22 protein-coding genes and 1 pseudogene are annotated in these 24912 nt (G+C 59.8%); 16 read left to right on the top strand and 7 right to left on the bottom strand.

Translation table 11 applies throughout. The features are described 5' to 3' along the window. Window positions 1-3 precede the first annotated feature (3 nt). On the top strand, window positions 4-621 hold the full coding sequence (locus P3T18_RS02295; RefSeq protein ID WP_429298287.1) for a hypothetical protein: 618 nt from the start codon (window positions 4-6) through the stop codon (window positions 619-621). A 29-nt stretch (window positions 622-650) separates the two neighbouring features. On the opposite strand, the gene P3T18_RS02290 is transcribed toward P3T18_RS02295, so the two are convergent. Continuing rightward, window positions 651-1616 (bottom strand): LysR family transcriptional regulator, encoded by a 966-nt coding sequence (locus P3T18_RS02290; protein WP_429298286.1) that lies wholly within the window; start codon window positions 1614-1616, stop codon window positions 651-653. A gap of 79 nt (window positions 1617-1695) precedes the next feature. Here P3T18_RS02290 and P3T18_RS02285 point away from each other — a divergent pair, with 79 nt between their 5' ends. From P3T18_RS02285 to P3T18_RS02275, 3 genes are read left to right on the top strand one after another with little or no spacing between them, the layout of a single operon-like run. Further along, the gene (locus P3T18_RS02285) at window positions 1696-2538 is read left to right on the top strand and encodes a hypothetical protein (RefSeq protein ID WP_429298285.1); all 843 of its coding nucleotides are present in this window, start codon (window positions 1696-1698) and stop codon (window positions 2536-2538) included. After that, the gene (locus P3T18_RS02280) at window positions 2535-3836 is read left to right on the top strand and encodes an amidase (RefSeq protein WP_429298284.1); all 1302 of its coding nucleotides are present in this window, start codon (window positions 2535-2537) and stop codon (window positions 3834-3836) included. Before P3T18_RS02285 ends, P3T18_RS02280 begins: the two co-directional genes overlap by 4 nt. Beyond that, the gene (locus P3T18_RS02275) at window positions 3837-4769 is read left to right on the top strand and encodes a PDR/VanB family oxidoreductase (protein ID WP_429298283.1); all 933 of its coding nucleotides are present in this window, start codon (window positions 3837-3839) and stop codon (window positions 4767-4769) included. Between the two features lie 8 nt (window positions 4770-4777). Here P3T18_RS02275 and P3T18_RS02270 read toward each other — a convergent pair. Beyond that, window positions 4778-5857: pseudogene (locus P3T18_RS02270) on the bottom strand (branched-chain amino acid ABC transporter substrate-binding protein); the annotation flags it as partial. A gap of 810 nt (window positions 5858-6667) precedes the next feature. Between P3T18_RS02270 and P3T18_RS02265 the strand changes: the two are divergent. The 4 genes from P3T18_RS02265 (at window position 6668) to P3T18_RS02250 (ending at window position 11187) form a co-directional block, all read left to right on the top strand. Continuing rightward, the gene (locus P3T18_RS02265; protein WP_429298282.1) at window positions 6668-7399 is read left to right on the top strand and encodes a DUF969 domain-containing protein; all 732 of its coding nucleotides are present in this window, start codon (window positions 6668-6670) and stop codon (window positions 7397-7399) included. After that, the gene (locus P3T18_RS02260) at window positions 7396-8355 is read left to right on the top strand and encodes a DUF979 domain-containing protein (RefSeq protein ID WP_429298281.1); all 960 of its coding nucleotides are present in this window, start codon (window positions 7396-7398) and stop codon (window positions 8353-8355) included. Before P3T18_RS02265 ends, P3T18_RS02260 begins: the two co-directional genes overlap by 4 nt. Window positions 8356-8409: 54 nt before the next feature. Continuing rightward, a complete protein-coding gene (locus P3T18_RS02255; protein WP_429298280.1) occupies window positions 8410-9720 on the top strand; it encodes an aminotransferase class I/II-fold pyridoxal phosphate-dependent enzyme in 1311 nt (436 codons plus the stop codon). A gap of 300 nt (window positions 9721-10020) precedes the next feature. Continuing rightward, window positions 10021-11187 (top strand): porin, encoded by a 1167-nt coding sequence (locus P3T18_RS02250; RefSeq protein ID WP_429298279.1) that lies wholly within the window; start codon window positions 10021-10023, stop codon window positions 11185-11187. A 47-nt stretch (window positions 11188-11234) separates the two neighbouring features. Here the strand turns inward: P3T18_RS02250 and P3T18_RS02245 are convergent, their stop codons facing one another. Further along, window positions 11235-11969, bottom strand: coding sequence for a GntR family transcriptional regulator (locus tag P3T18_RS02245; protein WP_429298278.1), 735 nt, complete (start codon window positions 11967-11969; stop codon window positions 11235-11237). Between the two features lie 212 nt (window positions 11970-12181). On the opposite strand from P3T18_RS02245, the gene P3T18_RS02240 reads away from it, so the two are divergent. The 6 genes from P3T18_RS02240 to P3T18_RS02215 are packed head-to-tail and all read left to right on the top strand — an operon-like array spanning window position 12182 to window position 19149. After that, window positions 12182-13042 carry an FAS1-like dehydratase domain-containing protein gene (locus tag P3T18_RS02240; protein ID WP_429298277.1) on the top strand — a complete coding sequence of 287 codons (861 nt, stop codon included), beginning with the start codon at window positions 12182-12184 and terminating at the stop codon, window positions 13040-13042. Between the two features lie 35 nt (window positions 13043-13077). Beyond that, window positions 13078-14238, top strand: coding sequence for an acyl-CoA dehydrogenase family protein (locus tag P3T18_RS02235; RefSeq protein WP_429298276.1), 1161 nt, complete (start codon window positions 13078-13080; stop codon window positions 14236-14238). 10 nt (window positions 14239-14248) lie between these two features. Further along, on the top strand, window positions 14249-15427 hold the full coding sequence (locus tag P3T18_RS02230) for a CaiB/BaiF CoA transferase family protein (protein WP_429298275.1): 1179 nt from the start codon (window positions 14249-14251) through the stop codon (window positions 15425-15427). Window positions 15428-15451: 24 nt separating this feature from the next. Further along, window positions 15452-16828, top strand: a complete 1377-nt coding sequence (locus P3T18_RS02225) for an MmgE/PrpD family protein (protein WP_429298274.1) — start codon at window positions 15452-15454, stop codon at window positions 16826-16828. Next, window positions 16821-17648, top strand: a complete 828-nt coding sequence (locus tag P3T18_RS02220) for an HpcH/HpaI aldolase/citrate lyase family protein (RefSeq protein WP_429298273.1) — start codon at window positions 16821-16823, stop codon at window positions 17646-17648. The genes P3T18_RS02225 and P3T18_RS02220 overlap by 8 nt, the downstream gene beginning before the upstream one ends. Before the next feature lie 22 nt (window positions 17649-17670). Next, a complete protein-coding gene (locus P3T18_RS02215) occupies window positions 17671-19149 on the top strand; it encodes an aldehyde dehydrogenase (RefSeq protein ID WP_429298272.1) in 1479 nt (492 codons plus the stop codon). A gap of 249 nt (window positions 19150-19398) precedes the next feature. On the opposite strand, the gene P3T18_RS02210 is transcribed toward P3T18_RS02215, so the two are convergent. Next, a complete protein-coding gene (locus tag P3T18_RS02210) occupies window positions 19399-20760 on the bottom strand; it encodes an MFS transporter (protein WP_429298271.1) in 1362 nt (453 codons plus the stop codon). A gap of 376 nt (window positions 20761-21136) precedes the next feature. Here P3T18_RS02210 and P3T18_RS02205 point away from each other — a divergent pair, with 376 nt between their 5' ends. Continuing rightward, the gene (locus P3T18_RS02205; RefSeq protein ID WP_429298270.1) at window positions 21137-21316 is read left to right on the top strand and encodes a hypothetical protein; all 180 of its coding nucleotides are present in this window, start codon (window positions 21137-21139) and stop codon (window positions 21314-21316) included. A gap of 7 nt (window positions 21317-21323) precedes the next feature. Here the strand turns inward: P3T18_RS02205 and P3T18_RS02200 are convergent, their stop codons facing one another. The 3 genes from P3T18_RS02200 to P3T18_RS02190 form a co-directional block, all read right to left on the bottom strand. Then, window positions 21324-22268: a LysR substrate-binding domain-containing protein gene (locus tag P3T18_RS02200; RefSeq protein ID WP_429298269.1), complete on the bottom strand. Its 945-nt coding sequence runs from the start codon at window positions 22266-22268 to the stop codon at window positions 21324-21326. A gap of 442 nt (window positions 22269-22710) precedes the next feature. Continuing rightward, window positions 22711-23316: a thiamine pyrophosphate-dependent enzyme gene (locus P3T18_RS02195; RefSeq protein WP_429298268.1), complete on the bottom strand. Its 606-nt coding sequence runs from the start codon at window positions 23314-23316 to the stop codon at window positions 22711-22713. An 8-nt stretch (window positions 23317-23324) separates the two neighbouring features. Next, window positions 23325-23840 (bottom strand): thiamine pyrophosphate-binding protein, encoded by a 516-nt coding sequence (locus tag P3T18_RS02190; protein ID WP_429298267.1) that lies wholly within the window; start codon window positions 23838-23840, stop codon window positions 23325-23327. A gap of 303 nt (window positions 23841-24143) precedes the next feature. Here P3T18_RS02190 and P3T18_RS02185 point away from each other — a divergent pair, with 303 nt between their 5' ends. Beyond that, on the top strand, window positions 24144-24893 hold the full coding sequence (locus tag P3T18_RS02185; RefSeq protein WP_429298266.1) for an electron transfer flavoprotein subunit beta/FixA family protein: 750 nt from the start codon (window positions 24144-24146) through the stop codon (window positions 24891-24893). The last annotated feature ends 19 nt before the right edge of the window (window positions 24894-24912 follow it).

The following is a 24912-nucleotide window of genomic DNA, read 5'->3' as shown; positions in this document are numbered from 1 at the left end:
AACATGAATCAACCCGTTCATCCCGGCACGGTTGCGTGGACCGGCGACAACCCCGGCATCTATCTGAAAGAAACTGACGACGGCGATTGGACCAGTCTCGCCGCGTACTACAAGATCAACTACTCGCCGTATGGCATGGGCAAGGGCGTGTTGCTGCTGGAAAAACCCGGCGTGGCCGCGAGCCTGCCTGAAGCGTGCAACGTGTGCATTGCCGATAACGAAGCGCTAGCGCGCTACCTGATGGAGCACTTCTTCGGCAAATTCGCGGCTTTCCGCGTCTCGCCGGGCACGGCGGCGATCCAGTATCTGCCGCTCACGGATTCGCGCTCGGTTGGCGATACGCGCTCGCGTTACCAGGAAATCCTGGTGTCGGGCGATCTGGAAGTCGTGATGACCTGGAATCAGCTTGGCACACCGTACGCGGTCGATATGCCTGCCGAAAAAGGACCGACCCAGAAGCACGAGATGTACAGCCTCTTTATCGACGCAGCGGACGCGAGCATCGAAGTGAACGGCCGCATGCTGGCGGGCAAAGTGACCACGCGTAACTTCGACGGCGGCAAGAAAAGCTCGGCGTTTCTGGCGTTTTCGGAGTCGTGGATGGAAATGCCCGCGGCGTGACGAACGCTGCGCCTATCGCGCCGCGCTGATCAGGGCGACTCGATCGTCAGCGTTTCGATGATCGACGCAATGCGCTCGACGATGGCTGCAGCCACGCGCGGATAGTGATAGCGGTACGAGTACGCTACGACGATATTAGGTTGACGCACCAGCGATTCGAACGGACGCGAGACGATGCGGCCGATGCCGGGCACGGTATAAGGCGGACAGAAGTTGAGCAGCGAAAATCCGTGCCCTGCCGCGACGAGGCCGAACAGCATGTTCAGCGAAGTCACCGAATGCGCGATACGTGGCAATACGCCGTGCGAACTGAATGCCGACAACATGTATTCACGCGTGCGCGGCAGATCGAGCAGGATGAACGGCTCGGTATTGATGTCGGCCGTGGAAATGCGGGTACGCGCGGTAAGCGCGTGCTGCGGAGGCAACACCACCTGCAAGGGCGCGCTGCGCAGTGTCATCACCTGAATACCGGATGGAATCTCGAAGTCGTAGAGCACCGCGAGATCGAGTGTGCCGGTGCGCAGCCCTTCGATCAGGTATTCGTGATGGCCTTCGGTCCAAGTGAGTTTTGCATTGGGGATGTCTTCACGCACTGTGTTGAGCAGTGAGGGAATGACGAGCGGCGCAAACGTGGTGAGGCAGCCGACTTTCACTTGTCCGCGCAGCGCGCTGCGATCGAGCGAGCCGGGTTGCAGCAGATCGTTGGCGTTCTGCAGAAACGCCCGGCATTGCACCGCGAAGGCACTGCCCGCTTCGGTAAGAATCAGGCCCCGCGCGTGTTGGCGTTTGAAGAGCGTGACGCCGAGCGTGCCTTCGAGATGCGCGATGGCCGCCGACACCGCGGGCGACGATACGTGCAGAACCCCCGCAGCCTTTTGCACCGATTGATGTTGTGCGGCAGCAAGAAAGTACGACAGTTGGCGCAAAGAAAAATCCGGGGCGCGGATGGGGCCGTCAGCCAGTTCGTCGTGTTCGGGTTTGGGCAGATTCATAGCGGAGCGGATCGGGCGGGCCTGCAAATAGAGCGCTTGCCACGAAGACGAAGCGGATGGCTGACATGAGGATACATGTGTGATCGATGATTGGGCAACCACCTCGCAGAATGACTGGCTTAACGGCGCGTATGCGGTGGGCGAGAGCGTGATGCTCGACGGCGCGATGCGCGCGCCGGTTGTCGTGCGATTGGGGACTCGAGTAGATGGCGAGCGCATCGCTTTTACCGTGCCGCTCCGCGATGGAGTGCCCGTAAGGCCCGATCGTATGCCACGTCATGCGCTGCGCGTGCCTGCGCATTTGCCGTTGCGCGACGCACTGTGTTTGCCTGCCTGCTGGCCGAAAATTTATATGGCGCTCGTGCGACGCCTGAAGGTCGAGGCGCGCGACGCCGTGTTGATCCACGACGCGCATACGCCGGCCGGGATGCTGGCGTGCCTGCTCGCAGCGTCGCTCGAAGCCGATGTACTGGCCATATGTGATACCGCCGACCACGCGCGCCGCACGATCTTTATGGGCTCAGTAGAAGCCACGACGATCAGCACTGGGTGGCCGGAAGTCATGCGTGAGCATGGCGGCGCGGATGTCGTGCTCGACCTCGCTGGTGGTCGATATGCAGGCGCGTCGACGATTTGCGCGCGACGTCATGCACGAATCGGTGTCGTGGATGGTGTGCGTCAATTGATCTTCGACGAGATGCAACAACATCGCTTTTTCTCGAAGCAACTTGCGCTGATGGCCGTCGACTGGTCGCCGATACGCGACGCAACAGTCGCACTTGAAGCCGCCACTGCGTTCGACGCGATCACGCGCACGGATATCTGGACTCGCTATGTGAGCCTACGCGACACGTTGAACACGACAAACGGCGGCGAAAGCGCGTCGGCCGAAGAATTTGAATGGACCCCAATCGAAACATGACTTCCTACTACGACCTTGCACCGCTGACCGCGGTGGCGATCCGTCAGGGACTGACCGGCGGATCGCTCACGATCGACGCGGTGTTCGATCGCATCGACGCACGGATTGACGCGTGTGAGTCGCACGTTCAGGCGTGGCGCGCACTCGATACGCAGTCGGCTCGCCGCGCGGCGGCCCAACAGCAGGCGTCCTCGCTACGTGATGCCGTGCTCGCGGGCGTGCCGGTCGGCGTGAAGGACATCTTCGCGACGCATGACTTTCCCACCCGGTACGGCTCGCCGATCTACGCGCATGGTGTGCGGGCAGCGGACGCCACCTGTGTAGAGCGGGTGCGAGCAGCAGGTGCGCTCGTCACCGGCAAGACCGTGACCACCGAATTCGCTTACTTCACGCCGGGTCCGACCGCGAATCCTCACGATGTGCGGCGTACGCCGGGCGGTTCGTCTAGCGGATCGGCCGCGGCCGTGGCGGCGGGCATGGTGCCGTTAGCGTTCGGCTCGCAAACAGCGGGGTCGCTGATCCGCCCCGCGTCGTATTGCGGGGTCTTTGCTTTGAAGCCAACGCACGGCGAATTCAGCCTGAATGGCGCGAAAGCCATGGCGCCCTCGCTCGATACGCTCGGCTGGCTTTCACGGTCCGCGGACGATCTCGAACTGATGCGCGCGGCACTCGCAGGCGAACGGTTCGACGCATTGACGGATATCGATGCGGTGGCGCTGTCGATTGCCATTCTTCCCGAGTACGAGCAAAGCCCGATCGAAGCATCGACGCAGACGACGTTCAATCAGGCGCTCGCACGTCTTTCTCGCGCGGGCGTGTCTATCGTCAAGATCAACGCGTCGTCCGACATGCACGGTCTTATCGACGCGCAAAAGTGCGTGCAAGCGTATGAAGCCGCACAAGCGTTCGATCGGGAATGGCGCAATCACCGCGAGCAGCTGAGCGGGCCGTTTGCCGCGCTGATCGAAGCAGGTCAGCAAACGCCGCGTGACGAGTACGACGCGTCGCTCGCGCTGGCCGAACGCGCGCTCTCTCAGTTTGGCCTGCTAACGCGCGATGTCGATGCCGTTTTGACGCTTGCCGCACCCGGCGAAGCACCGGTCGGACTCGGCGCTACCGGCGATCCGGTGCTGTGCCGTTCGTGGACGCTGCTCGGCTTGCCGTGTGTCAACGTGCCGGGCATGCGTGGACCGAACGGTCTGCCGGTCGGCCTGCAGTTGATCGGCAAACCGCACCAGGAACGACGCCTTCTCGCGATCGCGCGCCGTCTTAACCTCATTGTCGAACAAGGTCTGTAAATGAAGCTGATTGTCGAGAGGAACGAGGTATTGGCCGACAACGTGCGGCTGATCGCATTGCGTGCGGAAGACGGTGCGTTGTTGCCGGTATTTACGCCCGGCGCACATCTCTCTTTCGCGATACCTGGTACGCCGCTGCATCGCGAGTATTCGCTGACAGGCAGCGGCGAGGCGAGCCATATCTACGAGGTAGCCGTGCTGGCGCGCGCTGGTGGAGTCGGTTCGTCGTGGATGCATGCATTGCAACCTGGCGTGCCTGTAGACGCCGAGCTGCGCAATGCGTTCGCGCTCGAAGCAGCGGAAGGCGGTCATCTGCTGATTGCTGGCGGTATCGGCATCACGCCGATTCTGTCGATGGCGCGACGGCTGACTCGCGATGGACTGCCTTTTGCGCTGCACTATGCGTCGAAAGATCCTGCGAACTCGGCCTTCGCGGATGAAGTTGCGGCGCTTGGACCGCATTGCACCTTACACGGTGGTCGCCCGAACGCCCTGCGTGCGAAGTTGAGTGACGTGCTCGCTTCACCGCGTGCGGGCGCACGTCTCTACGTGTGCGGTCCTCTCGCAATGATCAACGAGGTGGTCGAGGCGGCGCGCTCCGCTGGCTGGCCCGACGCGCGCGTGCACGTCGAACTGTTCGAAGGCGCGTTGGCGCACCCGAACGATCAGCCATTCGATGTCGAGTTGAGCTTGAGCGGAATGACGGTGCACGTCGACGCGGGACAAACCATGCTCGACGCGCTGATCGCTGCCGGTGTCGAACCGCTGCACGACTGCAAGCGCGGCGAATGCGGTATGTGCGTGACGCCGGTGCTCGAAGGCGAGCCGGATCACCGGGACCGGTATCTGTCGAAGAGCGAACGCGCCGCAAACAACGCGATTTGCGTGTGTGTTTCGCGGGCGCGTTCGTCGGTTATCGTGCTGGAGCTTTGATGGAGGGGTTACATCTTCACGACATCCAGCAAGGTCTTTTTGCTTGACCGGAATGTGTAGAGAGAAACCACCCCATGCTTCAGATCGCCCTTGGAGTCGAAGCTGGTTTCACCAATCATCCCCGTATAGTCGGTGTTCGGCATCGCAGCAAGAATCTTTGCTGGCGCGGTCGAGTCGGCACGCTTCATCGCGTCGACGATGATGTACACCGCGTCGTACGTGAACGGCGCGTAGATCTGGATGGGTGCGCCGAACCGTTTCAAGTATTTTGCCTCGAAGTTTTTGCCCTCGGCCATCCGCTCGATGGCCATGCCGGCTTGAGAGCAGATGACATTCTGCGCGGCGTCGCCAGCCAGTTCGGAGAGTTTTTCAGAGCAGAGGCCGTCTCCACCCAGCACCTTGGCTCGTAGTCCGAGTTGCCTCGCCTGTTTGGCGAATGGGCCGCCGGTTGCGTCCATACCGCCGTACATGATCGCGTCCGGGTTTTCGCCCTTGATCTTCGTCAGAATTGCGCGGAAGTCGACGGCCTTGTCATTGGTGGCGTCGTGCGACATCACGTTCAGACCCAGCGATTTGGCGGTCTTTTCAAATTCGTTTGCCAGACCCTGGCCGTAAGCGGTCGAATCATCGACGATCGCCACGCTCTTCACTTTGAGACCACTTGCTGCGTAGTTAGCCAAAGCCGGACCTTGTTGCGCATCGGTCGCAACGACGCGGTACGTCGTCTTGAATCCCTGCTGCGTATAGGCCGGGTTCGTTGCCGACGGCGAGATCTGCACGATGCCGGCGTCGCTATAGATGCGAGACGCGGGAATAGACGTCCCCGAGTTCATGTGACCAATCACTGCAACCACTTTATCGTCGACCAGTTTCTGTGCGACTTGCGTCGCCGTGCGCGGATCGGCCGCGTCGTCCTGAGCATCGAGCTGTAGCGTCACTTTCTGACCGCCGATCATCAAACCCCTTGCGTTGATTTCCTCGACCGCGAGACGGGCTCCATTTTCGTTGTCTTTGCCCATGTGCGCGGAGCCGCCGGTTAGGGGCGCCACGTGCCCGATCGAGACTACGGAATCGGCAACGGCCGCCGTTGTCGTCATCAACATGATTGCGCCAGCAAAGCTGACGGCTTGTGTCGTTCGCTTGATCATGATGCTCGCCTCTTTGGATGAGTGATTTAGGGGCAGTGAATTGAACTTCGAATGGACATGGGCGAGAGCGCCCCGGGTAATACACACATATCGCGACACGGAATGTCTCCTTGATTCGGTGTCGCGACGCGTCGATGCGTAAAGCGCCACTAGATTGACGCAGTCATCCACCGACGACCATTTGTGTTCGAAGAAGACCGCCTTAAACGCAGGCTAACTGCGAGTTCACCTGAGCCGGCGCGACGGCGCGATGTGGCACATCGACCATCGCGACCGTCTCTAATTGCGAAACGGCGCCTTAACCGTGCGTTAACGCGGGTTGCGGAAGCTGAGGCACGCGATGTCGTCATAACGGCACGCGTATGAAGAAAGCGCGACGCGCTGTTTTGCGGAATCAGCAGCCGATTCAGTGCTAAGCACCAGCGTTCGATCGTCGCCGCTATGCCGCGTCACTCAAGGCTCTCGGGCGTTCCTATCCATGCTTTGTCGGCCGCTGAATAGCCGTGTTTTCGCCTTTCACAAAATTGCCGGAAGCGCGAAATCGGACGCCGTTTGATCAGGTCCGATTTCGATCGGATCAGCAGAGACAGGCGAGCGCCCCGCCATCTTTGGAAGTGGGCGATGACGCCCACCGACTTCGCCACGGGTAAACACTAACTTATACGGATATATTGAGCATATATCGTGGCGACACTCAGTTGACGCACACAGCGCTCGGCTTCGTTAAATCCCTCACGACAGAGGAAACAGATGATTTCCGCCTATCTGCCTTTGGTTGGTGTCGTCATCATGGTGGCGACGTTCTTAGTAGGACTAAATCCACTTGCCGGTGCTGCGATCGCGGCAGTAGTGACGGGCGTTATCGGCCATATGACGATAGTCGAAATACTGACTGTGGTTGGGCAGTCTTTTATCAAAACGCGCAACCTTCCTTTGATCATCCTTTTGCCCGTCGTCGTCTTCGGGTTGCTGGAGCGTCACGGGTTAAAAGAGTTTTCGTATGCGTCCATCAAACGGATACGGACCGCGACGGTCGGCAGACTGTTGATCGTTTATCTGTTGCTTCGAGAGGTTTCCGCTGCAATCGGACTGACCAGTTTGGGCGGCCAGGTGCAGATGGTACGGCCGATTGTTGCTCCGATGGCCGAAGGCGTGGCCGAAATGCAAGCGGGTTGTTTATCTAATGAGGAATTGCGGGAGATACGAGGCTATGCAGCGTCTGCAGACAATGTTGGATTGTTTTTCGGGGAAGATATCTTCGTGGCTTTCGGCGCTATCGCGCTCATGCACACTATTTTATTAGAAGAACATATCGCCGTAGATCCCCTTCATATCGCGTTCTGGGGAATTCCGACCGCCGTCGCTGCATTTGTCATCCATTCGATTCGACTCGGCTGGTACTCCACGCGAATTTCGAAACGGCGAGTTGGTGAGAATTCTTTCCCGGCGACTCACATGCCGATCGCCGAGGAGAAGCAATGATCTCCGTCTCGCTACTCTGCCGTCTGCTCGGTATCGTGCTGCTCGTCGCGGCATATAGGGCGCTCGCTAACCCGAAGCAGAAGTACAGGCTCATGACCGCCTCGTTCTGGGGCCTCTACGGTATCAACTTTCTGGTTGGCGACGAGTTGCCGCCCATTGTGGTGGGTTGCGCGGTTTTCCTGATGGCGGCAATCGCCGCGTTGGGTGGTGTTAAACCCGGCAAGCACGCGTTTCCGGATGAACATGCACGCGCCGATTCGGCGAGACGTCTCGGCGTCAGGCTGTTCATCCCCGCATTGACGATCCCGTTGATGACGATGATCTTCACCTTGCTCGCACCCAGGCTGGTGATCGCCGGAAAACCGCTCATCGACCCTTCGAACATCGTACTGTCATCGCTGGGACTTGCGGTCATCATTGCTCTTGCCGTGACGTGTGTGATTACACGCGATAGTCCTGCGCAGTCCACGGTCGAGGCGCATCGTTTGATCGACTCTTTCGGTTGGCCCATTGTCTTGCCGCAGGTTCTCGCGATTCTTGGTCTGCTGTTCATTCGCGCTGGAGTAGGAACATCGGTCACGCATGCATTGGCGCCTCTGCTTCAGCTGGACAGCAGGTTTCTCACGGTCGCGGTTTACTGCCTCGGCATGATGTCGATCACCATGGTGATGGGAAATGCCTTTGCGGTCTTTCCACTCATGGCTGCCGGCGTGGGAATTCCCATTCTCATCGTTCAATACGGCGCCAATCCCGCCATTGTCGCGGCGGTGGGCATGTTCTCCGGCTATTGCGGATCGCTCGTGACGCCCATGAATGCGACATACAACATCGTCCCGGTTTCTCTACTGGACCTGGGCGGAAAGTATTCGCTCATCAGGTTGCAGATCATGACCGCGATCCCGTTGATCCTGTTCAACGTTCTGTTCCTGTACGGCTCCATGACCTTCAATCTGTGAGCCGTGGACTGATTGCAGCCGTACCCGTCTTTTAGATCATTGGAAGAAGAAAGAATGCAGAATATCCTGACTTGCGATGAAGCTGAACTCGCAGCGATTCACCGAGGACTCAAGGTCCGCTACAGCTGTCTTCAAGCTCTACAGTTGAATCTGAATATTGCGCGAGGCGTTCCGTCACGCGAACAGGTCGCCTTGTCGGACGAATTGTTGAGCTTGCCCGGTGCAACGGATTTCGTATCGGACGACGGCGTCGACGTGCGAAATTATATGGGCCAGCAAGGTCTGCGCGAGGTCAGGGAGCTTTTCTCCGCGAGTATGGAGATCGATGCCGACAACCTCGTCGTAGATGGAAACTCGAGCCTTGCATTGATGTACGACTGCGTGAGTCACGCGTGGAGGGCGGGCATCGAGGGCCACAAGCCCTGGCATCAGGTGCCCGGTGGAATCGCATTTCTTTGCCCGGTTCCGGGATATGACCGCCATTTTGCAATATGCGAAGCGTTCGGAATCCGGTTGATTCCGGTGCCCATGTCGTTCGACGGTCCAGACATCGACTTCATTCGCGCGGCGGTGGCGACCGATGAATCGATCAAAGGCATGTGGTGTGTGCCGAAGTACAGCAACCCTACTGGCGCAACCTACTCCGACAGCAAAATACGCGCATTGGCCTCGATGCCGACCGCCGCTGCCGACTTCCGCCTGTTCTGGGACAACGCCTACTGGTTACACCATCTCACCGAAGACGAAACGCAGATCGCGAACATCGTCGCGCTGTGCAAGGAGCTTGGAAACGAGAATAGGCCGCTGGTTTTCGGCTCCACGTCAAAAGTCACCTTCGCCGGAGCCGGCCTCGCGATGTTGGGTAGCTCGAAGGAAAACATCCAGTGGTGGCTGCGCCACGCATCGGTACGCAGCGTGGGTCCGGACAAGGTGAATCAATTGCGCCATCTTCGCTTCCTCAAGAATCCGGAAGGGCTGAAGGCGTTGATGCGGCGCCACCGCGAAATTCTGGCTCCCCGCTTCAGCATCGTCGATCAGAACTTCAGACGACTGTTCGAAGGTTCCGGCATCGCATCGTGGACGCTGCCGAAGGGCGGCTATTTCATCACCTTGAATCTAACGCACGGAATCGCGAAGCGCGTCGTCGACCTGTCGAAAGCGGCCGGCGTCACGCTCACGCCGGCCGGTGCGCCGTTCCCACGCGGAGTCGATCCTGCGGACAGTGTGCTCAGAATCGCACCGTCGTCGCCCACTGTCGGCGAAGTCGGGCAGGCGGCGGAAATCGTCGCGGTCTCGGCGCTACTTGCGGCAGCCGAGCAGCGCGTTCAACGTTTGGCGGAAGCGGTGTCGAACCTGAGTCGCTGATGTGACTGGCTGGCCGTCAGAGTATTCCAGATCGAGCTAGTGGTCGCAGTCTTGGCGCTTCCCGCCGTCGTCGCGAATAACTAGCTTTATGCAAGGCATGGGGCAAGAGAGTCGGGTCCAGCGCCCAAGTATTTAGCGGCAGTGCCGAAGAGTGTCGAGTATGCGGTAGGACCAGGCCACCGTTGCAGCACTGCGCGGCGCGGTTCGTGGATCGCTCCTTCACTGCAACACATCACGTCGATACATATCGAAAACGTTTAGTACACCATATATAGCGTCGAATATAAAAGGGAAAGTGAAATGAAAAAGCTGTTCTGTTTGGGTTGTGTCGCATTCGCAGGCGTGGCGCATGCTCAATCGTCGGTCGTGCTTTACGGCATCGTGGATGCCGGCGTCACCTACAACTCGAACGCGAAAGGTGCGCCGACTTACGCGCTCACGAGCGGAACGGAAGGAGCGGGGCGTTGGGGCGTCACAGGAAAGGAAGACCTGGGCGCGGGCTTGTCGGCCATATTCACACTGGAAAACGGCTACAGCGCGACGACGGGCGCCTTGGGCCAGAACGGCACCTTCTTTGGACGGCAGGCGTTCGTCGGGCTCAGCAGCACACAGTTCGGTACTGCCACACTGGGTCGTCAGTATGCATCGTCCAGCATTTATCTGGGTGCGTTCTCGTCGGGCGGTGACTGGGCCGCGTCGGGATCGACGTTTGGTACGCACCCCGGCGACCTCGATAATCTCGACAGCACGAATCGCGTCAACAATGCCATCAAGTATCAGAGCGTCGACTATCACGGTTTCAGCGTCGGCGGCCTTTATAGCCTCGGCGGTAAAGCGGGTGATTTCTCGCAGAATCAGATCTGGTCTCTCGCCGGCGGCTATTCCGGTGGAGGACTGAGTCTCGCCGTGGGTATCCTGAACGCGCGGAACCCCAATTTTTCTCTATGGGGCAACAAGGCAAACGATAGCCTGACGGGTTCGAACATAACGAGTCCGGTTGCGAGCGGATATGCATCGGCGCACAGCCAGCAGGTTATCGGTATCGGCGGGGCTTACGTGTTCAGCAGTCTGCGCGTGGCAGCGGTACTGACCAACACGCGATTCAACGATATTGGAGGCACGCCGGTTGCAGGCGCTGCAACAACGCTGCACGGCGACGCGAATTTCACGACGGGTGAACTCAATTTGAAGTACACGCTGACGCCGACTATCCTGCTTGGCGCCGCCTATCACTACACACGCGGCAGCGGGGTGGGGCCGATTGGATCGTCGCATTATCAGCAGGCTAATCTGGGCGTGGACTATTTGCTGTCGAAACGCACCGATCTGTACGCGTTATTTTTCCGCCAGTATGCCAGCGGTACCGACTCGACGGGTCATGCGGCGGTTGCCGCAATCAGCGGGGCAAGTCCGTCTTCATCGAATACGCAAAGCCTGGTTTCGGTCGGCATAAGGCACCGCTTTTAACGCGAGTCGGCGTGCGAGCTCTCGCACATGCACCGCTGATCTAAAATCTAAAGGTTCAACTGGAATAGCGCGCCATTGGACTGCGAGAGAATACGCGTCACACGGCTATGGAATTGTTGCGCATGTGCCGTCATGCTTGCGCTCAACTGTTCCCGGTCGCAGTTGACGATAGCTTGAATGATGTCGTTGTGCTGACGCTGTATGAGCTTGTGCTCGCCTCGCAGATCCACTTCGAACTGCCTTTCGACGCGATAGATGTAGTAGGTCAATCGCTGCGAGTGATTCTGCATCTGCTGCGAAAACGCCATCAGGTGATCGTTGTCGCAGGCCTCGGCGATTCTCAGGTGAAAGTTGGTATTGGTGTTCTGGATCGCATCAGGGTTAACCATATTCTGAGCCGCTGCATGCTCTCTGTTGATCCTCTTGAGATCGTCAACCAGGTTTTCGTCCTGAAAGTTGCAGAAAAACGCGATGGCCTTTTCTTCCACGAAATAGGCGTCGAAGAAACTCTTGATTTCGCCAAGATTGAGTGCGGGCACAAAGTACCCGAGCTTCGCCTCGATCTTGACCAGACCTTCCGATGCGAGCCGGTTCAGCGCTTCGCGGGCGGGTGTGCGGCTAATGCCAAACTGGCTGTCGAGCACGCGCTCGTCGAGCCGCGATCCGGGTTCGAGAGAAAGATTCAGAACGGCTTTGCGCAACAAAATAGTGGCCTTATCGGCCAGAGTCTGGCTCGCTGGGTTGTCGGCTCCGTTTGACGGAGATTCCGATTTCTTCGGCATGTAAGGTCCTTATATTGTCTGCGGCCGCTGTCGTGCCCGGCGCGACGGAATCGCGTCGTCCTATTGTACAAGTCTGGTCAAACGAGCCGCGGTGCCCGGCAGTCGCGGCAGGCGACAGTTAGTCTGCGCTTAAAGCCCTCTTCTCAACACACAAATTGTGGTACGGGGGCGGGTGAGTCAATCTAGCGTCAACACTGCTACCTGACGATCCCATGACTGCCGAACTCGATTATCTACGCTCCTGGATTGGCCGCACTCAGGCCGAGAGCGAATTTGTCTCGCCGCGCCTGGCGAAGCAACTCGCCGCGTCACTGGACTATGAGGACGTCGTGCAGACAGGCTGGCCGCTGCCGCCGCTCTGGCATTGGGCGCTGTTCCCTCACATTGTTCCGCAATCGCAGGTGGGCGCGGACGGACACCCGAAACGGGGCGGTTTCCTGCCGCCCGTGCCGCTCCCTAGACGCATGTGGGCGGGTAGCCGGATCCAGTTCAGGCGCCCGCTGACGGTGGGCAGCGACGTGACGCGGACGTCGCAGATTCTCGACGTTGCCGCGAAAGAGGGGCGCAGCGGCAAACTCGTCTTCGTCCGTCTGCGTCACGAACTCGAAGACAATGAAGGGCCGCTGATTTCCGAAGAGCAGGACGTGGTGTACCGGGATGCAGCGGCGACTGCCTACGCGCCGGCAACAGCACCGAGCGCGCCGACGGAATTCACCTGGAAGCGGGAAATCGCACCGGACCCGGTGCTGCTGTTTCGCTACTCCGCGGCGACCTTCAACGGGCACCGCATCCACTATGACCGCACCTATGCCCGCGACCAGGAGGGCTATCCCGCGCTGGTCGTCCACGGACCGCTCACGGCTACGTTGCTGATCGACCTGTTGCGGCGCTGCGTGCCGGACGAGTCGATCGTTTCCTTTTCATTCAAGGCGGTGAATCCGCTTTTCGACGGTGTCCCTTTTTCTATCTGCGCGGCCCGCGCGCCCGGATCGGCGGCAGTGAAGCTCTGGGCAGCAAATTCCGATGGCGTGCTGTGCATGGACGCCGAAGCGACGCTGGCGGCGTCCGCGTAAGTTTTTTTATAACGAACTCCAAGGAGTAGAGACAAGTGCTGGCCAATGTTGACCCCTATCAGGACATTCGCGAAGCCGTTCGCGATCTGTGTTCGAACTTCCCCGCTGAATACTTCCGCAAGATCGACGAGGAACGCGGCTACCCTGAGACCTTCGTGCAAGCCTTGACCGACGCCGGTTGGCTGGCCGCGCTCATTCCGCAGGAATACGGCGGCTCGGGGCTTGGCCTGACCGAAGCGTCGGTCATCATGGAAGAGATCAACCGCAGCGGCGGTAATTCAGGCGCGTGCCACGGGCAGATGTACAACATGGGCACGCTGCTCAGGCACGGCTCCGAGGAACAGAAGGCCAGATACCTTCCGGAGATCGCGAGCGGCAAGCTGCGCCTCCAGTCGATGGGCGTGACCGAACCGACGACCGGCACCGACACGACCAAACTCAAGACGACGGCGGTTCGCAAGGGCGACCGTTATGTGGTCAACGGTCAGAAGGTCTGGATTTCGCGGGTTCAACACTCCGACCTGATGATCCTGCTGGCGCGTACCACGCCGATCGACCAGGTCGCGAAGAAGTCGGAAGGCATGTCGATCTTTCTGGTCGATCTGCACGAGGCGATCAAGAAAGGCATGACGGTTCGCCCGATCCCGAACATGGTGAATCACGAGACGAACGAGCTGTTTTTCGACAACCTCGAGATTCCCGCTGAAAACCTGATTGGCGAAGAAGGTAAGGGATTCAAATATATTCTCGACGGTTTGAATGCCGAGCGCACGCTGATCGCCGCGGAATGTATCGGCGATGGCTACTGGTTCCTCGACAAGGTCTCCAGCTACGTGAAGGAGCGCGTTGTTTTCGGCCGCCCGATCGGCCAGAACCAGGGCGTGCAATTCCCCATCGCACGCGCGTACGTGAACGTCGAGGCCGCCAGCCTGATGCGCTACAAGGCCTGCGAACTGTTCGACGCCAAATTGCCGGCCGGCGCGCAAGCCAATATGGCCAAACTTCTTGCGGCCGACGCCTCCTGGGAAGCGGCGAACGCGTGCCTGCAGTTTCACGGCGGTTTTGGTTTTGCGACGGAGTACGACGTGGAGCGTAAATTCCGCGAAACCCGCCTTTATCAGGTCGCGCCGATCTCCACCAATCTGATTCTCTCGTATGTAGCCGAGCACCTGCTTGGTCTGCCGCGTTCATTCTGAGGGGACGTCAATGAAACCGCTGGACGGCGTAAAGGTCATCACCCTCGAACACGCGATTGCAGCACCATTCTGCACGCGGCAGCTCGCGGATCTGGGCGCGCGCGTGATCAAGATCGAGCGTCCCGGTGTCGGTGATTTCGCGCGTGCTTACGATGAACGCGTACACGGCATGGCCTCGCATTTCGTGTGGTGCAACCGCTCCAAGGAAAGCCTGACGCTCGACGTCAAGGCTCCGCAGGCGCAGGACATTTTCGAGCGGCTACTGGAAGACACCGACGTGCTGGTGCAGAACCTGGCACCCGGCGCAGCGGCTCGGCTCGGTTTGTCGTACGAAGCGCTGCGTCACAAGTACCCGCGTTTGATTGTGTGCAACATCTCCGGTTACGGTTCCGATGGGTCTTATCGCGACAAGAAAGCCTATGACCTGCTGATCCAGAGCGAGTCGGGCTTCCTGTCGATTACGGGTGGCCCGGACTCGCCCGCCAAGGCCGGTTGTTCGATCGCCGATATCGCCGCAGGAATGTACGCGTACACGAATATTCTCTCCGCGCTTCTGCAGCGCTCGAAAACCGGCGTGGGACGCGAGATCGATATCTCGATGCTGGAGAGCATGGTGGAGTGGATGTCTTATCCGCTCTATTACGCATTCGACGGCGCCACTCCGCCGCCGCGTGCCGGCGCTGCCCACGCAACGATCTACCCGTACGGTCCTTTCCCTGCCGGCGACGGGAAGACGGTCATGCTGGGTCTGCAGAACGAACGCGAATGGGGCGCTTTTTGCGCGCAGGTGCTGAGAAACGCCGAGCTCGCCGTCGATCCGCGCTTCAGTTCCAATTCGAAGCGTGCCGCGGCGCGCGAAGTGCTGCGCGAGATCATCGTCGCCGAGTTTGCCAGATTGACTTCCGAAGAAGTGATCGCCCGATTGGACAGCGCGCAAATCGCCAACGCGCGCATGAACGACATGTCCGACGTCTGGTCGCATGCCCAGCTGAAAGAGCGCGATCGCTGGGTGAATATCGATTCCCCTGCCGGCTCCATTCCCGCCCTGCTGCCGCCGGGCGTCGGCACGGCAGCCGACGTTCGGATGGACGCCGTACCCGCGTTAGGCCAACACACAGAAGCCCTCCTGAATGAACTGGGCTTGACGGCCGATGCCATCCGCGAGCTTCGTGAAGCGGCCGTAATCTAACCTCCCAGTCAAGGTAAGCCAGTGATGAGCAATACACAGATTCTTGCTTCGTTTGCAGCCAGTCTCAAGTTCGAACAGATACCCCAAAACGTCGTAGCGCGTACCGAAGATCTCTTCCTCGACTGGTTCGGATCGGCGTTGGCCGGCCGCGAGGCGCGGCCCGTCCAGACGATCCAGAAATACGCCTTCGAATTCGGACCGCAGTCGGGTCCTTGTGAAGTGTTGATCTCCCGTCGCACCACCAGCGCGCTATTCGCGGCCATGATCAACGCCGCAGCATCGCATTTCGCCGAACAGGACGATCTGCACAACAGTTCCGTCCTGCACCCAGCCACCGTCGTGTTTCCCGCAGCATGGGCGGTTGCTCAGGCGCTTGGCCGGAGCGGCAAGGAATTCATCGCCGCGTCGGTGGCGGGCTATGAAGTGGGCATCCGGGTCGGCGAATTTCTCGGCCGGTCGCACTACAAGATTTTTCACACCACCGGCACGGTCGGCACGATTGCGGCCGCGGCTGCGGTGGGCAGTCTTCTGCGACTGAACGCCGAACAGATGGTCAACGCGTTCGGCTCGGCCGGCACTCAGGCAGCCGGGCTCTGGGAATTCCTGAAAGACGCCGCCGACTCCAAGCAATTGCATACGGCCAAGGCCGCGGCAAACGGCCTGCTCGCCGCTTATCTGGCGGCGGACGGTTTCACCGGTGCCAGGGACATCTTCGAAGGCGCGAAGGGAATGGGCGCGGGCATGTCGACGCAAACCTATCCGGAGAAACTCGTCGACGCGCTCGGCGAGCGCTGGGCGCTGGTCGAGACGTCGTTCAAGTATCACGCTTCCTGCCGCCATACTCATCCGGCAGCCGATGCGCTGTTGCAAGTGATTCAACGCGAGAAGCTCGTACCGAACGATATCGAATCGGTGGTCGCCTATGTTCACCAGGCCGCGATCGACGTACTCGGTCCCGTCACCGATCCGCAAACCGTCCATCAGGCAAAGTTCTCCATGGGTACGGTGCTCGCCCTGGTGGCTGAGTTTGGACACGCCGGCGTGCGCGTATTCGACGAACACTATCGGGAAAGCAGCGTCGCGCATTTTTGCGAGAAGGTCTCGATGGTGCTTGACCCGGAGGTCGATAGCGCCTATCCGTCGCGCTGGATCGGAAAAGTGGTTGTCAAGACGAAGGGCGGCCGCAGCTTCGAAGGCCGCGTCGACGACCCCAAAGGCGATCCGGGCAACACGCTGACGCGGGCCGAGCTGGAGCATAAGGCGATCACGCTCGGTCTGTACGGCAATGCCGCGACCGAAGAAGATCTTCAACGCGCTATCTCCGCCGTGTGGAAGATGGCGGACGCGCCGGTCGTGCCGAAATTGCTGCCGGAATATCAGCTGGAGGCCCAACATGGCTGACCTTGCACCGCGGTCCTATCTCTTTGTTCCGGGCAACCGTCCGGACCGCTTCGCCAAAGCGGCGGCGTCGGGTGTCGATGTGGTCGTGATCGATCTGGAGGACGCCGTTCCGCCCGGCGAGAAGAAAATCGCGCGGGCGGCGCTGGCCGAATGGCTTTCGACCAACAGTACGCCGGTGGCCGTGCGGGTCAACGATGTCAACAGCGAATGGTTTCGCGACGACATCGCCCTGTGCCGTGCGCCGTCTGTTTCCGCCGTCATGTTGCCGAAGGCGGAACGTATCGACGATATCTTCCTGTGCGAGTTCGCCGGCAAGCCGACCGACATTCTGCCGATGATCGAAACCGCTCAAGGATTTCGGAACGTCGTCGCGATCGCGCAGCATCGGCTGACCACGCGACTCGTTTTCGGCAACGTGGACTTCCAGCTGGACCTCGGTATCGACGGCGACGACGAACAGTTGTTGTACTTCCGCTCGCAGATCGTCTTTGCCTCCCGCATCGGCAACCTGCTGCCGCCCGTGGACGGCGTCAGCACGACGCTCGACGACGCCGCGCAGATCACGCGCGACACGCTTCGCGCAAAACGGCTCGGTTTCGGCGCGAAGCTGTGTATTCATCCGCGCCAGGTGGCGGCGGTCAACGCGGCGTTCATTCCCAGCGAGCAGGACGTCGCATGGGCGCAGCAGGTTGTGGACGCGGCCACGGCCTCCCATGGCGCGGCAGTGGCGGTGGGTGGTCGCATGGTAGACCGGCCGGTCATTCTGAAGGCGCAGGAAATTCTGGCGGAATCGCAGCGGCGTGTGGCGTCGGCCGCCTGATCAGATAAAGGAGACAGTAGTCATGCAACGATTCGAAATGTATATCAACGGTGAATCATGCCAGTCGGCCTCGGATCAGTGGTTCGACACCGAGAATCCGTTCACGGGCGAAACCTGGGCGCAGATTGCCAAAGGTAACGCGACGGACGTCGACCGGGCCGTGCAAGCCGCGCATGCGGCCTTCAGCAGCGGACCGTGGTCGCAGATGTCCCCGAGCGAGCGTGGTTTGCTGCTGCATCGGGTTGGCGATCTGATCGCTCGCGACGCAAAGCGGCTTGCCGAACTCGAAGTGCGCGACAACGGCAAACTGATGGCGGAAATGCTCGGCCAATGCCAGTATTTGCCGCAGTGGTATTACTATTTCGGCGGCCTCGCGGACAAGATCCAGGGCGCCGTGATTCCGCTGGACAAGAAGGGTTACTTCAACTTCACGCGCAATGAACCGCTCGGTGTCGTCGCCGCCATTACGCCGTGGAATTCGCCGTTGCTGCTTGCCACCTGGAAGATTGCACCGGCGTTGGCGGCGGGTTGCACGGTCGTGATCAAGCCGTCGGAATTCACGTCGGCGTCGACGATCGAATTCGCGAAGCTTTTCACCGAGGCTGGATTCCCGCCGGGTGTCGTGAACGTCGTGACGGGTTTCGGTGTGGATGTCGGCTCGCCGCTCGTCGATCATCCGCTGGTTAAGAAGATCACCTTCACGGGTGCGGATTCCACGGGCCGGGCAATCAACGAGGCGGCGGCCCGTCAGTTCAAACACGTCAGTCTCGAACTCGGTGGCAAGTCGCCCAATATCGTGTTCGAAGACGCCGATCTGGACGATGCCGTGAACGGCGCGATTTCCGGCATCTTTGCCGCGACGGGACAGACCTGCATCGCGGGCTCGCGTCTGCTGTTGCAGGAAAGCATTTACGACAGCTTCGTCGAAAAACTGCTGGCGTTGGCCCGCACCGCAAAAATGGGCGACCCGTCGAGTATGGACACGCAAGTCGGTCCCGTCACGACGCGACCGCAATACCACAAGGTGCTGTCGTACATCGAGACTGCGAAGCAGGAAGGTGCGACCTTGCTGCTCGGCGGCAAGCCTGGCAGCGCGCCGGAGTGCGGAAAAGGTTGGTTCGTCGAGCCTACTATCTTTGGCGATGTGAACAACAGCATGCGCATTGCTCAGGAAGAGGTGTTCGGCCCGATCCTGTCGATCATCAAGTTCAAGGACGAAGACGACGCCGTCGCACTGGCCAACGACGTGCGCTTCGGGCTGGGATCGGGTGTGTGGACGAAAGATATCGGGCGATCCATTCGCGTCGCCGAAAAACTGCAAGCGGGCATGGTCTGGGTCAACAGCTATCGCGCAGTGAGCTTTATGTCGCCGTTCGGCGGCTATAAGGATTCCGGCCTTGGGCGCGAGAACGGCATCGACGCGATCCGCGAATACCTGCAAACGAAGAGCGTCTGGATCAATACCGGTGTCAAGACGGCGAATCCGTTCGTCATGAGGTAAGTTGAAACGATGCCCGCGGCGCTGACTGCGGGCATCGTATTGTTTGCGTCGGTTTGTCCGGGGGAATCACACTAATGGGCGACCCGCAAAAAAGACTTCGCGCAGCGCATTCGCCGTCTGCCTTTTATCTTCCCCGTCTTGTCTCGCTTCGATTCACACCCAATAACCCGACCATTTGTGCTGCAGAGTTGCGTAGCGTGCTGCCGGATGCAATGGCAGCACGCTATCAATCGCTTGACGATGAAACCTTCAACTTGCCGTCACGGACGCGGCCGGCAGTAAGCGTGCGGCGCCCATGCCGAGGATCGCACAGAGCGCCCCCGCGACGAACACCACGACGTAGGAATGGGTGATATCGATGAAGTAGCCGGAAACGATGGGTGCCAGCGATCCGAGAATTTGTGCGACCGTATTCATCAGGCCGCCAATCGGTCCCGCGGCGGATGTCGGAAACAGCATCGTGGTGAGCGGCCAGGCAATAATCCACATGTTCACGAAGATCGAGAAGAATACGGCCGTGGTGAGCACCATCCACGCGGGAATCAGTCGCGGTCCCATGATCGTATAGAGAATGAACAAGGAGCAGATCAAGGCCACGATAGACAACGAGATCATCAGTGCGCGGCGGTGGCCGAATCTGTCGGAAGCGAAACCCGCGAGCGGTTGACACAACGCAGCGGGAACCGCGGCGACGAATGCCCAGAGGAATCCCGCATTGCCAATTTTTATCTGATACGTCGACACGAGAAAGGCCGCGAACCACGTCCAGACAAAATATTTACTGGCGATGAATCCTGAGTAGGCGATGGTCAGGACATACGGATACCGCGAACTCTTCATGATTTTCCAGAACGACGCCATGGACGGATCGGTGTCCGGGTTCACGCGGCCGACTTTCAACTTCTTCTTGTCGAGCGAAACGAGGCCGATCTGTTCCGGCTTGTCACGCAATACCAAAGGAACCACCACGATCATGATCAGGCCGGGAATGGCGGAATAGAGAAACCCGGACTGGATCATCGAAAGTCCGAACAGGGAGACGCTGCCGGTGATCAGCAAGGGCATGAGCGCGCCACCCGCTCCGGTTCCGAGCGCCCCGCCCATCGCGAGAATGCCCGTTTGCGTGCCTCGCAGCTTCGGCGAAAACCATCTTGCGAGCATCGGGTTCACGGGAACCCACACCGCCGCTGCGCCGAGGCCGATCAGTGCGCGGGCCAGAATCGCGAGCGCAATGCTGTCGGCGTGAATCGCAAATGCAATGCTGGAGAACGCGATCAGCGCGGTGCCGATCGTCACGGTCCAACGCGCACCGAGCCAGCGTTCGCTGATGACGCCCCACGGCAATTGACCGACGGCATACGCAATCAGGAACGACGAGTCGATCCAGCCGATTGTCGACGCACTCCACCCGTGCTCCCGGCGCAAGATCGGGATTACCGTGGGAATGTTGTAGCGCATGAAGAGATCGATGAAATACGCGGCCCATGCGACCAGCAGGATGTACCACGAGCGGCGATACGCGTTGGGCAATTGGATGGCTTCCTGGCCGTCGACGGAGCCGGACGCAGGCTCCAGTCGATCCTGATCCAGTGAATGATGTACCACTACCATGGCTGTCTCCTGACTTACCGTTAATGCACGGTTCTGTTTGATATGTCGTAGTGCACCGGCGCGATACGCCGCACCCGTTAGCGGGTGCGTGACTGAGGTATTGATGGCGTCAGAATTCGCGTGGGCCGGGCGGCATCCAAGTGTCGGTCCCGAATAGCCGGCCGCCAATAATTGATTCTGGAAGTCCCCATTAGCCGGCGCTTAAGGCATGCGAAGCTCGAGGACAAGGCGACGCCTTTATCCGGAACGTGCCGTTAGCGGCACGCTAAGGTGATGTTTCGATGTTTTGAATTGTGCGTTGCGGGTGATTGCTGCACCCTGACGTGCCATGCGGGATCGCATGAAGCACTATGTTCAGGACATCTGGAAATAAATCATGGTTTTCAAAATCGAGCAGGACCCTAATCACGAATCGGCGAATGCGCGAAATAAGGTGCCGCAGAGCAAGCCGGAATCAGCTCGCGACGCTAACGCGCGCGATACGGTGGCGTCAGAAAGCGGAGCGGCTTATGACTGGATGGGTCATTGCCTGCCGTTCGACGTATGCGAATGGTAGAGACGGGTCAGGTCGCGTTAGTCTTGCGCGATGTTTGCGAGGCCGCGTTCTCCGCATCATTGCTCTTTTGAGTGAGCAGATCGACCAGCTCGCGTGCGAAGGACGGCAACAAATCGAGGCTGCGCACGCAGATCAGCAGATTGCGTGTCGCCCAGTCGTCTTCGATCTCGACCAGATGGATATTCATGGTCTTCACGTAACGAACCGCGGACGAACCCGGCAGCACGCCGATGCCGACGTTTGCTTCGACCATTCGGCACAGCGCTTCGAAATTGCCCACTTCGATTCGCACATGAAGCTTCTTGTGCAGGTCGCTCGCGACCCGGTTCAGGAAGGTATGAATCGCGCTCGCTTCGGGCAGGCCCACGAAATCGAAACCGATCGCTTCCTCGAATGGAATCGACTTTTTCCCGGCGAGGGGATGCGAATTCGATACCGCCAGAATGAGCCGATCCGAACGGTACGGCAGAATCTGCAGGGATTCCGGCCTGACGTTACTGGCAACGATCCCGACATCCGCTGTCCCTTCGCTGACCGCACGAACCACGTCGTGGCTCAAACGTTCGCGCAGTTCGACATTCACATCCGGATGCTCGGCGAGAAAATCGCGCAGGTCGTTGGGCAGAAATTCGGTCATGGCGGTGGTGTTCGCAAAGATGCGGACATGACCTTTGACGCCGCGCGCGTACTCCTGCATGTCGCCGCGTAGCTGTTCGAGTTGAGACAGCACGACACGGGCATGATGGAGGAATGCCTGACCAGGCGGCGTGAGCGTGACGCCCTGGCTCGTCCGGTAAAGCAGCTTGGTTCCGAGGCTTTCTTCCAGATTCTTGATCCGGGTACTCGCCGCCGGTACCGACATATGGAATCGCTCGGCGCCACGCGTCAGGCTATCCGTCTCGGCAATACAGGTGATGAGACGAAGATCGACAAGATCGAAATGCATAGCCATGTGACGTGCTCCGAGTAATAACGTTCTGCTTACACCAGTGTAGCAAACAGCAGGAAGGCTCAAATCCGTGTTTGCGATAATTTTCCCGCTTCCCTGAGACCTCGCTGCCCATAGCCATGCCGACGCCAGTATGCCCCGTTCGTCGCGAGGCCTGCGTAGTCAAACGACGGAGATGATTACCTGGGCGACGGATGGCGCGAACGTCCACTATAAAGCTGGGCGGGTGTGTGTCGACGCCTGTTTCGAAGCGCGGGATTTTGAAGTGGGGAACATCGGGCACGCTTCGCGAAGCGTCGGGGAGATCACGTGATTGCAGGTGACAGAGGCGGAATTTCCGTACAGGCTGCGGCGTAGCGGCTACGAAACGGCTGCGAAACGGGCGCGAAAGCGACGAGGGGACAACCGCCTCGCCGCTTTCGTTTCCGCATGATACGACCCGAACTTACTGACTCGCGTGCGCCTTGGCGCCCAGTAGCGCTTCACGGAAGCGGCTTCGCAGGTACGGACCGTCGCGCGGAGGCAGGGCGGTCGGTTCGGGATCGGTGCCCACCTTCACCGTGGCGAGCACGGGGCCCGAAGCTTTCAGGATGACGTCGACGAATTCTTCGAGTTCGCCTTCCGTGTGGATCGTCGTCGCCTTGTCGAAGCCGGCCGCACGCGCGATTGCCGTGATGTCGACGCCGCGCCCCGCGTGGGCCAGTTGCATGCCCGTTTCTGCGTAGTGTTCGTTGTCGATCACGACGATCGAGAGATTCGACGGCTGATCGACACCGACGGTCGCCAGCGAGCCGAGGCCCATCATCATCTCGCCGTCGCCCACGAACACGATCACGCGCTTCGAAGGTTGCGCGAGCGCGATGCCGAGCCCGAACGTGACGGCTCCGCCCATCGCACCCCACAGATAGAAGTTCTGGGGCGTATCGCCTGCAGCGGCCACGTCGAAGGTCGGGTTGCCGAGGCTGGTCACTGCCAGAACGTCCTGCTGACGATCACGGAGAATCCGCTTGACCGCCAGTCGACGGTTCAATGGCGTCGTCTGCTGAGTCATATTCGTGCTCACTTGTTGAAGTTTTTGGTGCCGATGACGCGCTGTCCGATCAGGACGGCGACCATCCGGGAGGTGTTGTAGCCGAAATTCAGTGCCGCGCGCACGGTCTCGGGTACTTCGGCGGCGTCGTCCGCGCGGTAGACGTAGACGCCGGCCGATTCAAGCGCTTCCTGGGTGGATTTGCCCATTGCCACTTGCCACGGATTGAATTCGCCCCACTCGCCGCGCATCGTGACCAGCATGACGATCGGCATGCGGCATTCGTGCTGCAGCGAGAGCATGTTGATGCAGTTGCCCACGCCGCTCGATTGCAGCAGCAGGACGCCGCGCTGGCCACCTGCCCATGCGCCGCCCATCATGGCCACGCCTTCTTCTTCGGTGGTCAGCGAAACTGCATGGATTTCGGCGTCTGCTTCACAGAGTTCGATAAGGCGTTTGTGACCCGCGTCGGGTACATAAGCCACTTGCCGCACGTCAGCGGCTTTGAAGTGCTCGAAGATTGTTTCCGGCCAGTTGACTGACATGGTGACGAGTTTTGGTAAGTTGAAAAAAAACGGATAGCCGTCGCGCCCAGCAGGGCAGATCGTTTGCCGTGCTTTGATGGTTGATAGCGTGCATCAGCAGAACTCGTCGCTCAATTATTGATTTCAGAAGACATGTTTAGGCTGGGGTTAACGGGCCTACCGCGCGGCCGCTCCACGGCCAAACCCTTGGTGGCGCGGCGGCGCGCGCATTTGAGCGGATGAAATGCGGCCTTTCAGAATGCCGAATTCCAACGCCTCGCCCGAGTGAGCACACTAGCGTGCAAACCGATTGGAGAGGGAAGGATGAAGATTGTTGTGGCAGTCAAAAGAGTGGTCGACTACAACGTGAAAGTCCGTGTGAAATCGGACGGCACGGGTGTCGACATCGCGAACGTGAAGATGTCGATGAATCCGTTCGACGAAATCGCGGTGGAAGAGGCCGTGCGCCTGAAAGAAGCGGGCGTGGCAACGGAAGTGATCGCCGTGTCGGCGGGTGTGACGCAGTCGCAGGAAACGCTGCGCACGGCGCTGGCCATCGGCGCGGACCGCGCGATCCTGATCGAGTCGTCCGAAGAACTGCAGCCGCTGGCGGTCGCCAAGCTGCTCAAGGCGCTGGTCGACAAGGAACAGCCGCAGCTGATCATCCTGGGCAAGCAGGCCATCGACGACGATTCGAACCAGACCGGCCAGATGCTGGCTGCGTTGGCCAACCTGCCGCAGGCGACGTTCGCGTCGAAGGTTGTCGTGGCCGACGGCAAAGCTACTGTTTCGCGTGAAGTGGATGGCGGTGCTGAGACGCTGTCGCTCACGCTGCCGGCCGTGGTCACCACCGACCTGCGCCTGAACGAGCCGCGTTACGTCACGCTGCCGAACATCATGAAGGCGAAGAAAAAGCCGCTGGAAACGATCAAGCCGGAAGATCTCGGTGTCGACGTTGCACCGCGCCTGAAGACGCTGAAAGTCGCCGAGCCGCCCAAGCGCTCCGCCGGTGTGAAGGTGCCGGACGTGAAGACGCTGGTCGAGAAGCTGAAGACCGAAGCCAAGGTGCTGTGATCACGAGGATGGGACCAGA

The sequence above is a fragment of the Paraburkholderia sp. GAS199 genome (genome assembly GCF_050436585.1).
Lineage (GTDB): Bacteria > Pseudomonadota > Gammaproteobacteria > Burkholderiales > Burkholderiaceae > Paraburkholderia.
This window is presented reverse-complemented; position numbering and strand designations above follow the sequence as displayed.

Excerpts from the sequence above, each read along its gene's own strand:
- P3T18_RS02220 (WP_429298273.1), top strand. The coding sequence starts at position 16,821 with ATGGCTGACCTTGCACCGCGGTCCTATCTCTTTGTTCCGGGCAACCGT.
- P3T18_RS02250 (WP_429298279.1), top strand. The coding sequence starts at position 10,021 with ATGAAAAAGCTGTTCTGTTTGGGTTGTGTCGCATTCGCAGGCGTGGCG.
- P3T18_RS02225 (WP_429298274.1), top strand. The coding sequence starts at position 15,452 with ATGAGCAATACACAGATTCTTGCTTCGTTTGCAGCCAGTCTCAAGTTC.
- P3T18_RS02245 (WP_429298278.1), bottom strand. The coding sequence starts at position 11,969 with ATGCCGAAGAAATCGGAATCTCCGTCAAACGGAGCCGACAACCCAGCG.
- P3T18_RS02195 (WP_429298268.1), bottom strand. The coding sequence starts at position 23,316 with ATGACTCAGCAGACGACGCCATTGAACCGTCGACTGGCGGTCAAGCGG.
- P3T18_RS02240 (WP_429298277.1), top strand. The coding sequence starts at position 12,182 with ATGACTGCCGAACTCGATTATCTACGCTCCTGGATTGGCCGCACTCAG.
- P3T18_RS02190 (WP_429298267.1), bottom strand. The coding sequence starts at position 23,840 with ATGTCAGTCAACTGGCCGGAAACAATCTTCGAGCACTTCAAAGCCGCT.
- P3T18_RS02215 (WP_429298272.1), top strand. The coding sequence starts at position 17,671 with ATGCAACGATTCGAAATGTATATCAACGGTGAATCATGCCAGTCGGCC.
- P3T18_RS02200 (WP_429298269.1), bottom strand. The coding sequence starts at position 22,268 with ATGGCTATGCATTTCGATCTTGTCGATCTTCGTCTCATCACCTGTATT.
- P3T18_RS02230 (WP_429298275.1), top strand. The coding sequence starts at position 14,249 with ATGAAACCGCTGGACGGCGTAAAGGTCATCACCCTCGAACACGCGATT.
- P3T18_RS02210 (WP_429298271.1), bottom strand. The coding sequence starts at position 20,760 with ATGGTAGTGGTACATCATTCACTGGATCAGGATCGACTGGAGCCTGCG.
- P3T18_RS02185 (WP_429298266.1), top strand. The coding sequence starts at position 24,144 with ATGAAGATTGTTGTGGCAGTCAAAAGAGTGGTCGACTACAACGTGAAA.
- P3T18_RS02295 (WP_429298287.1), top strand. The coding sequence starts at position 4 with ATGAATCAACCCGTTCATCCCGGCACGGTTGCGTGGACCGGCGACAAC.
- P3T18_RS02255 (WP_429298280.1), top strand. The coding sequence starts at position 8,410 with ATGCAGAATATCCTGACTTGCGATGAAGCTGAACTCGCAGCGATTCAC.
- P3T18_RS02290 (WP_429298286.1), bottom strand. The coding sequence starts at position 1,616 with ATGAATCTGCCCAAACCCGAACACGACGAACTGGCTGACGGCCCCATC.
- P3T18_RS02205 (WP_429298270.1), top strand. The coding sequence starts at position 21,137 with ATGGTTTTCAAAATCGAGCAGGACCCTAATCACGAATCGGCGAATGCG.
- P3T18_RS02265 (WP_429298282.1), top strand. The coding sequence starts at position 6,668 with ATGATTTCCGCCTATCTGCCTTTGGTTGGTGTCGTCATCATGGTGGCG.
- P3T18_RS02275 (WP_429298283.1), top strand. The coding sequence starts at position 3,837 with ATGAAGCTGATTGTCGAGAGGAACGAGGTATTGGCCGACAACGTGCGG.
- P3T18_RS02280 (WP_429298284.1), top strand. The coding sequence starts at position 2,535 with ATGACTTCCTACTACGACCTTGCACCGCTGACCGCGGTGGCGATCCGT.
- P3T18_RS02260 (WP_429298281.1), top strand. The coding sequence starts at position 7,396 with ATGATCTCCGTCTCGCTACTCTGCCGTCTGCTCGGTATCGTGCTGCTC.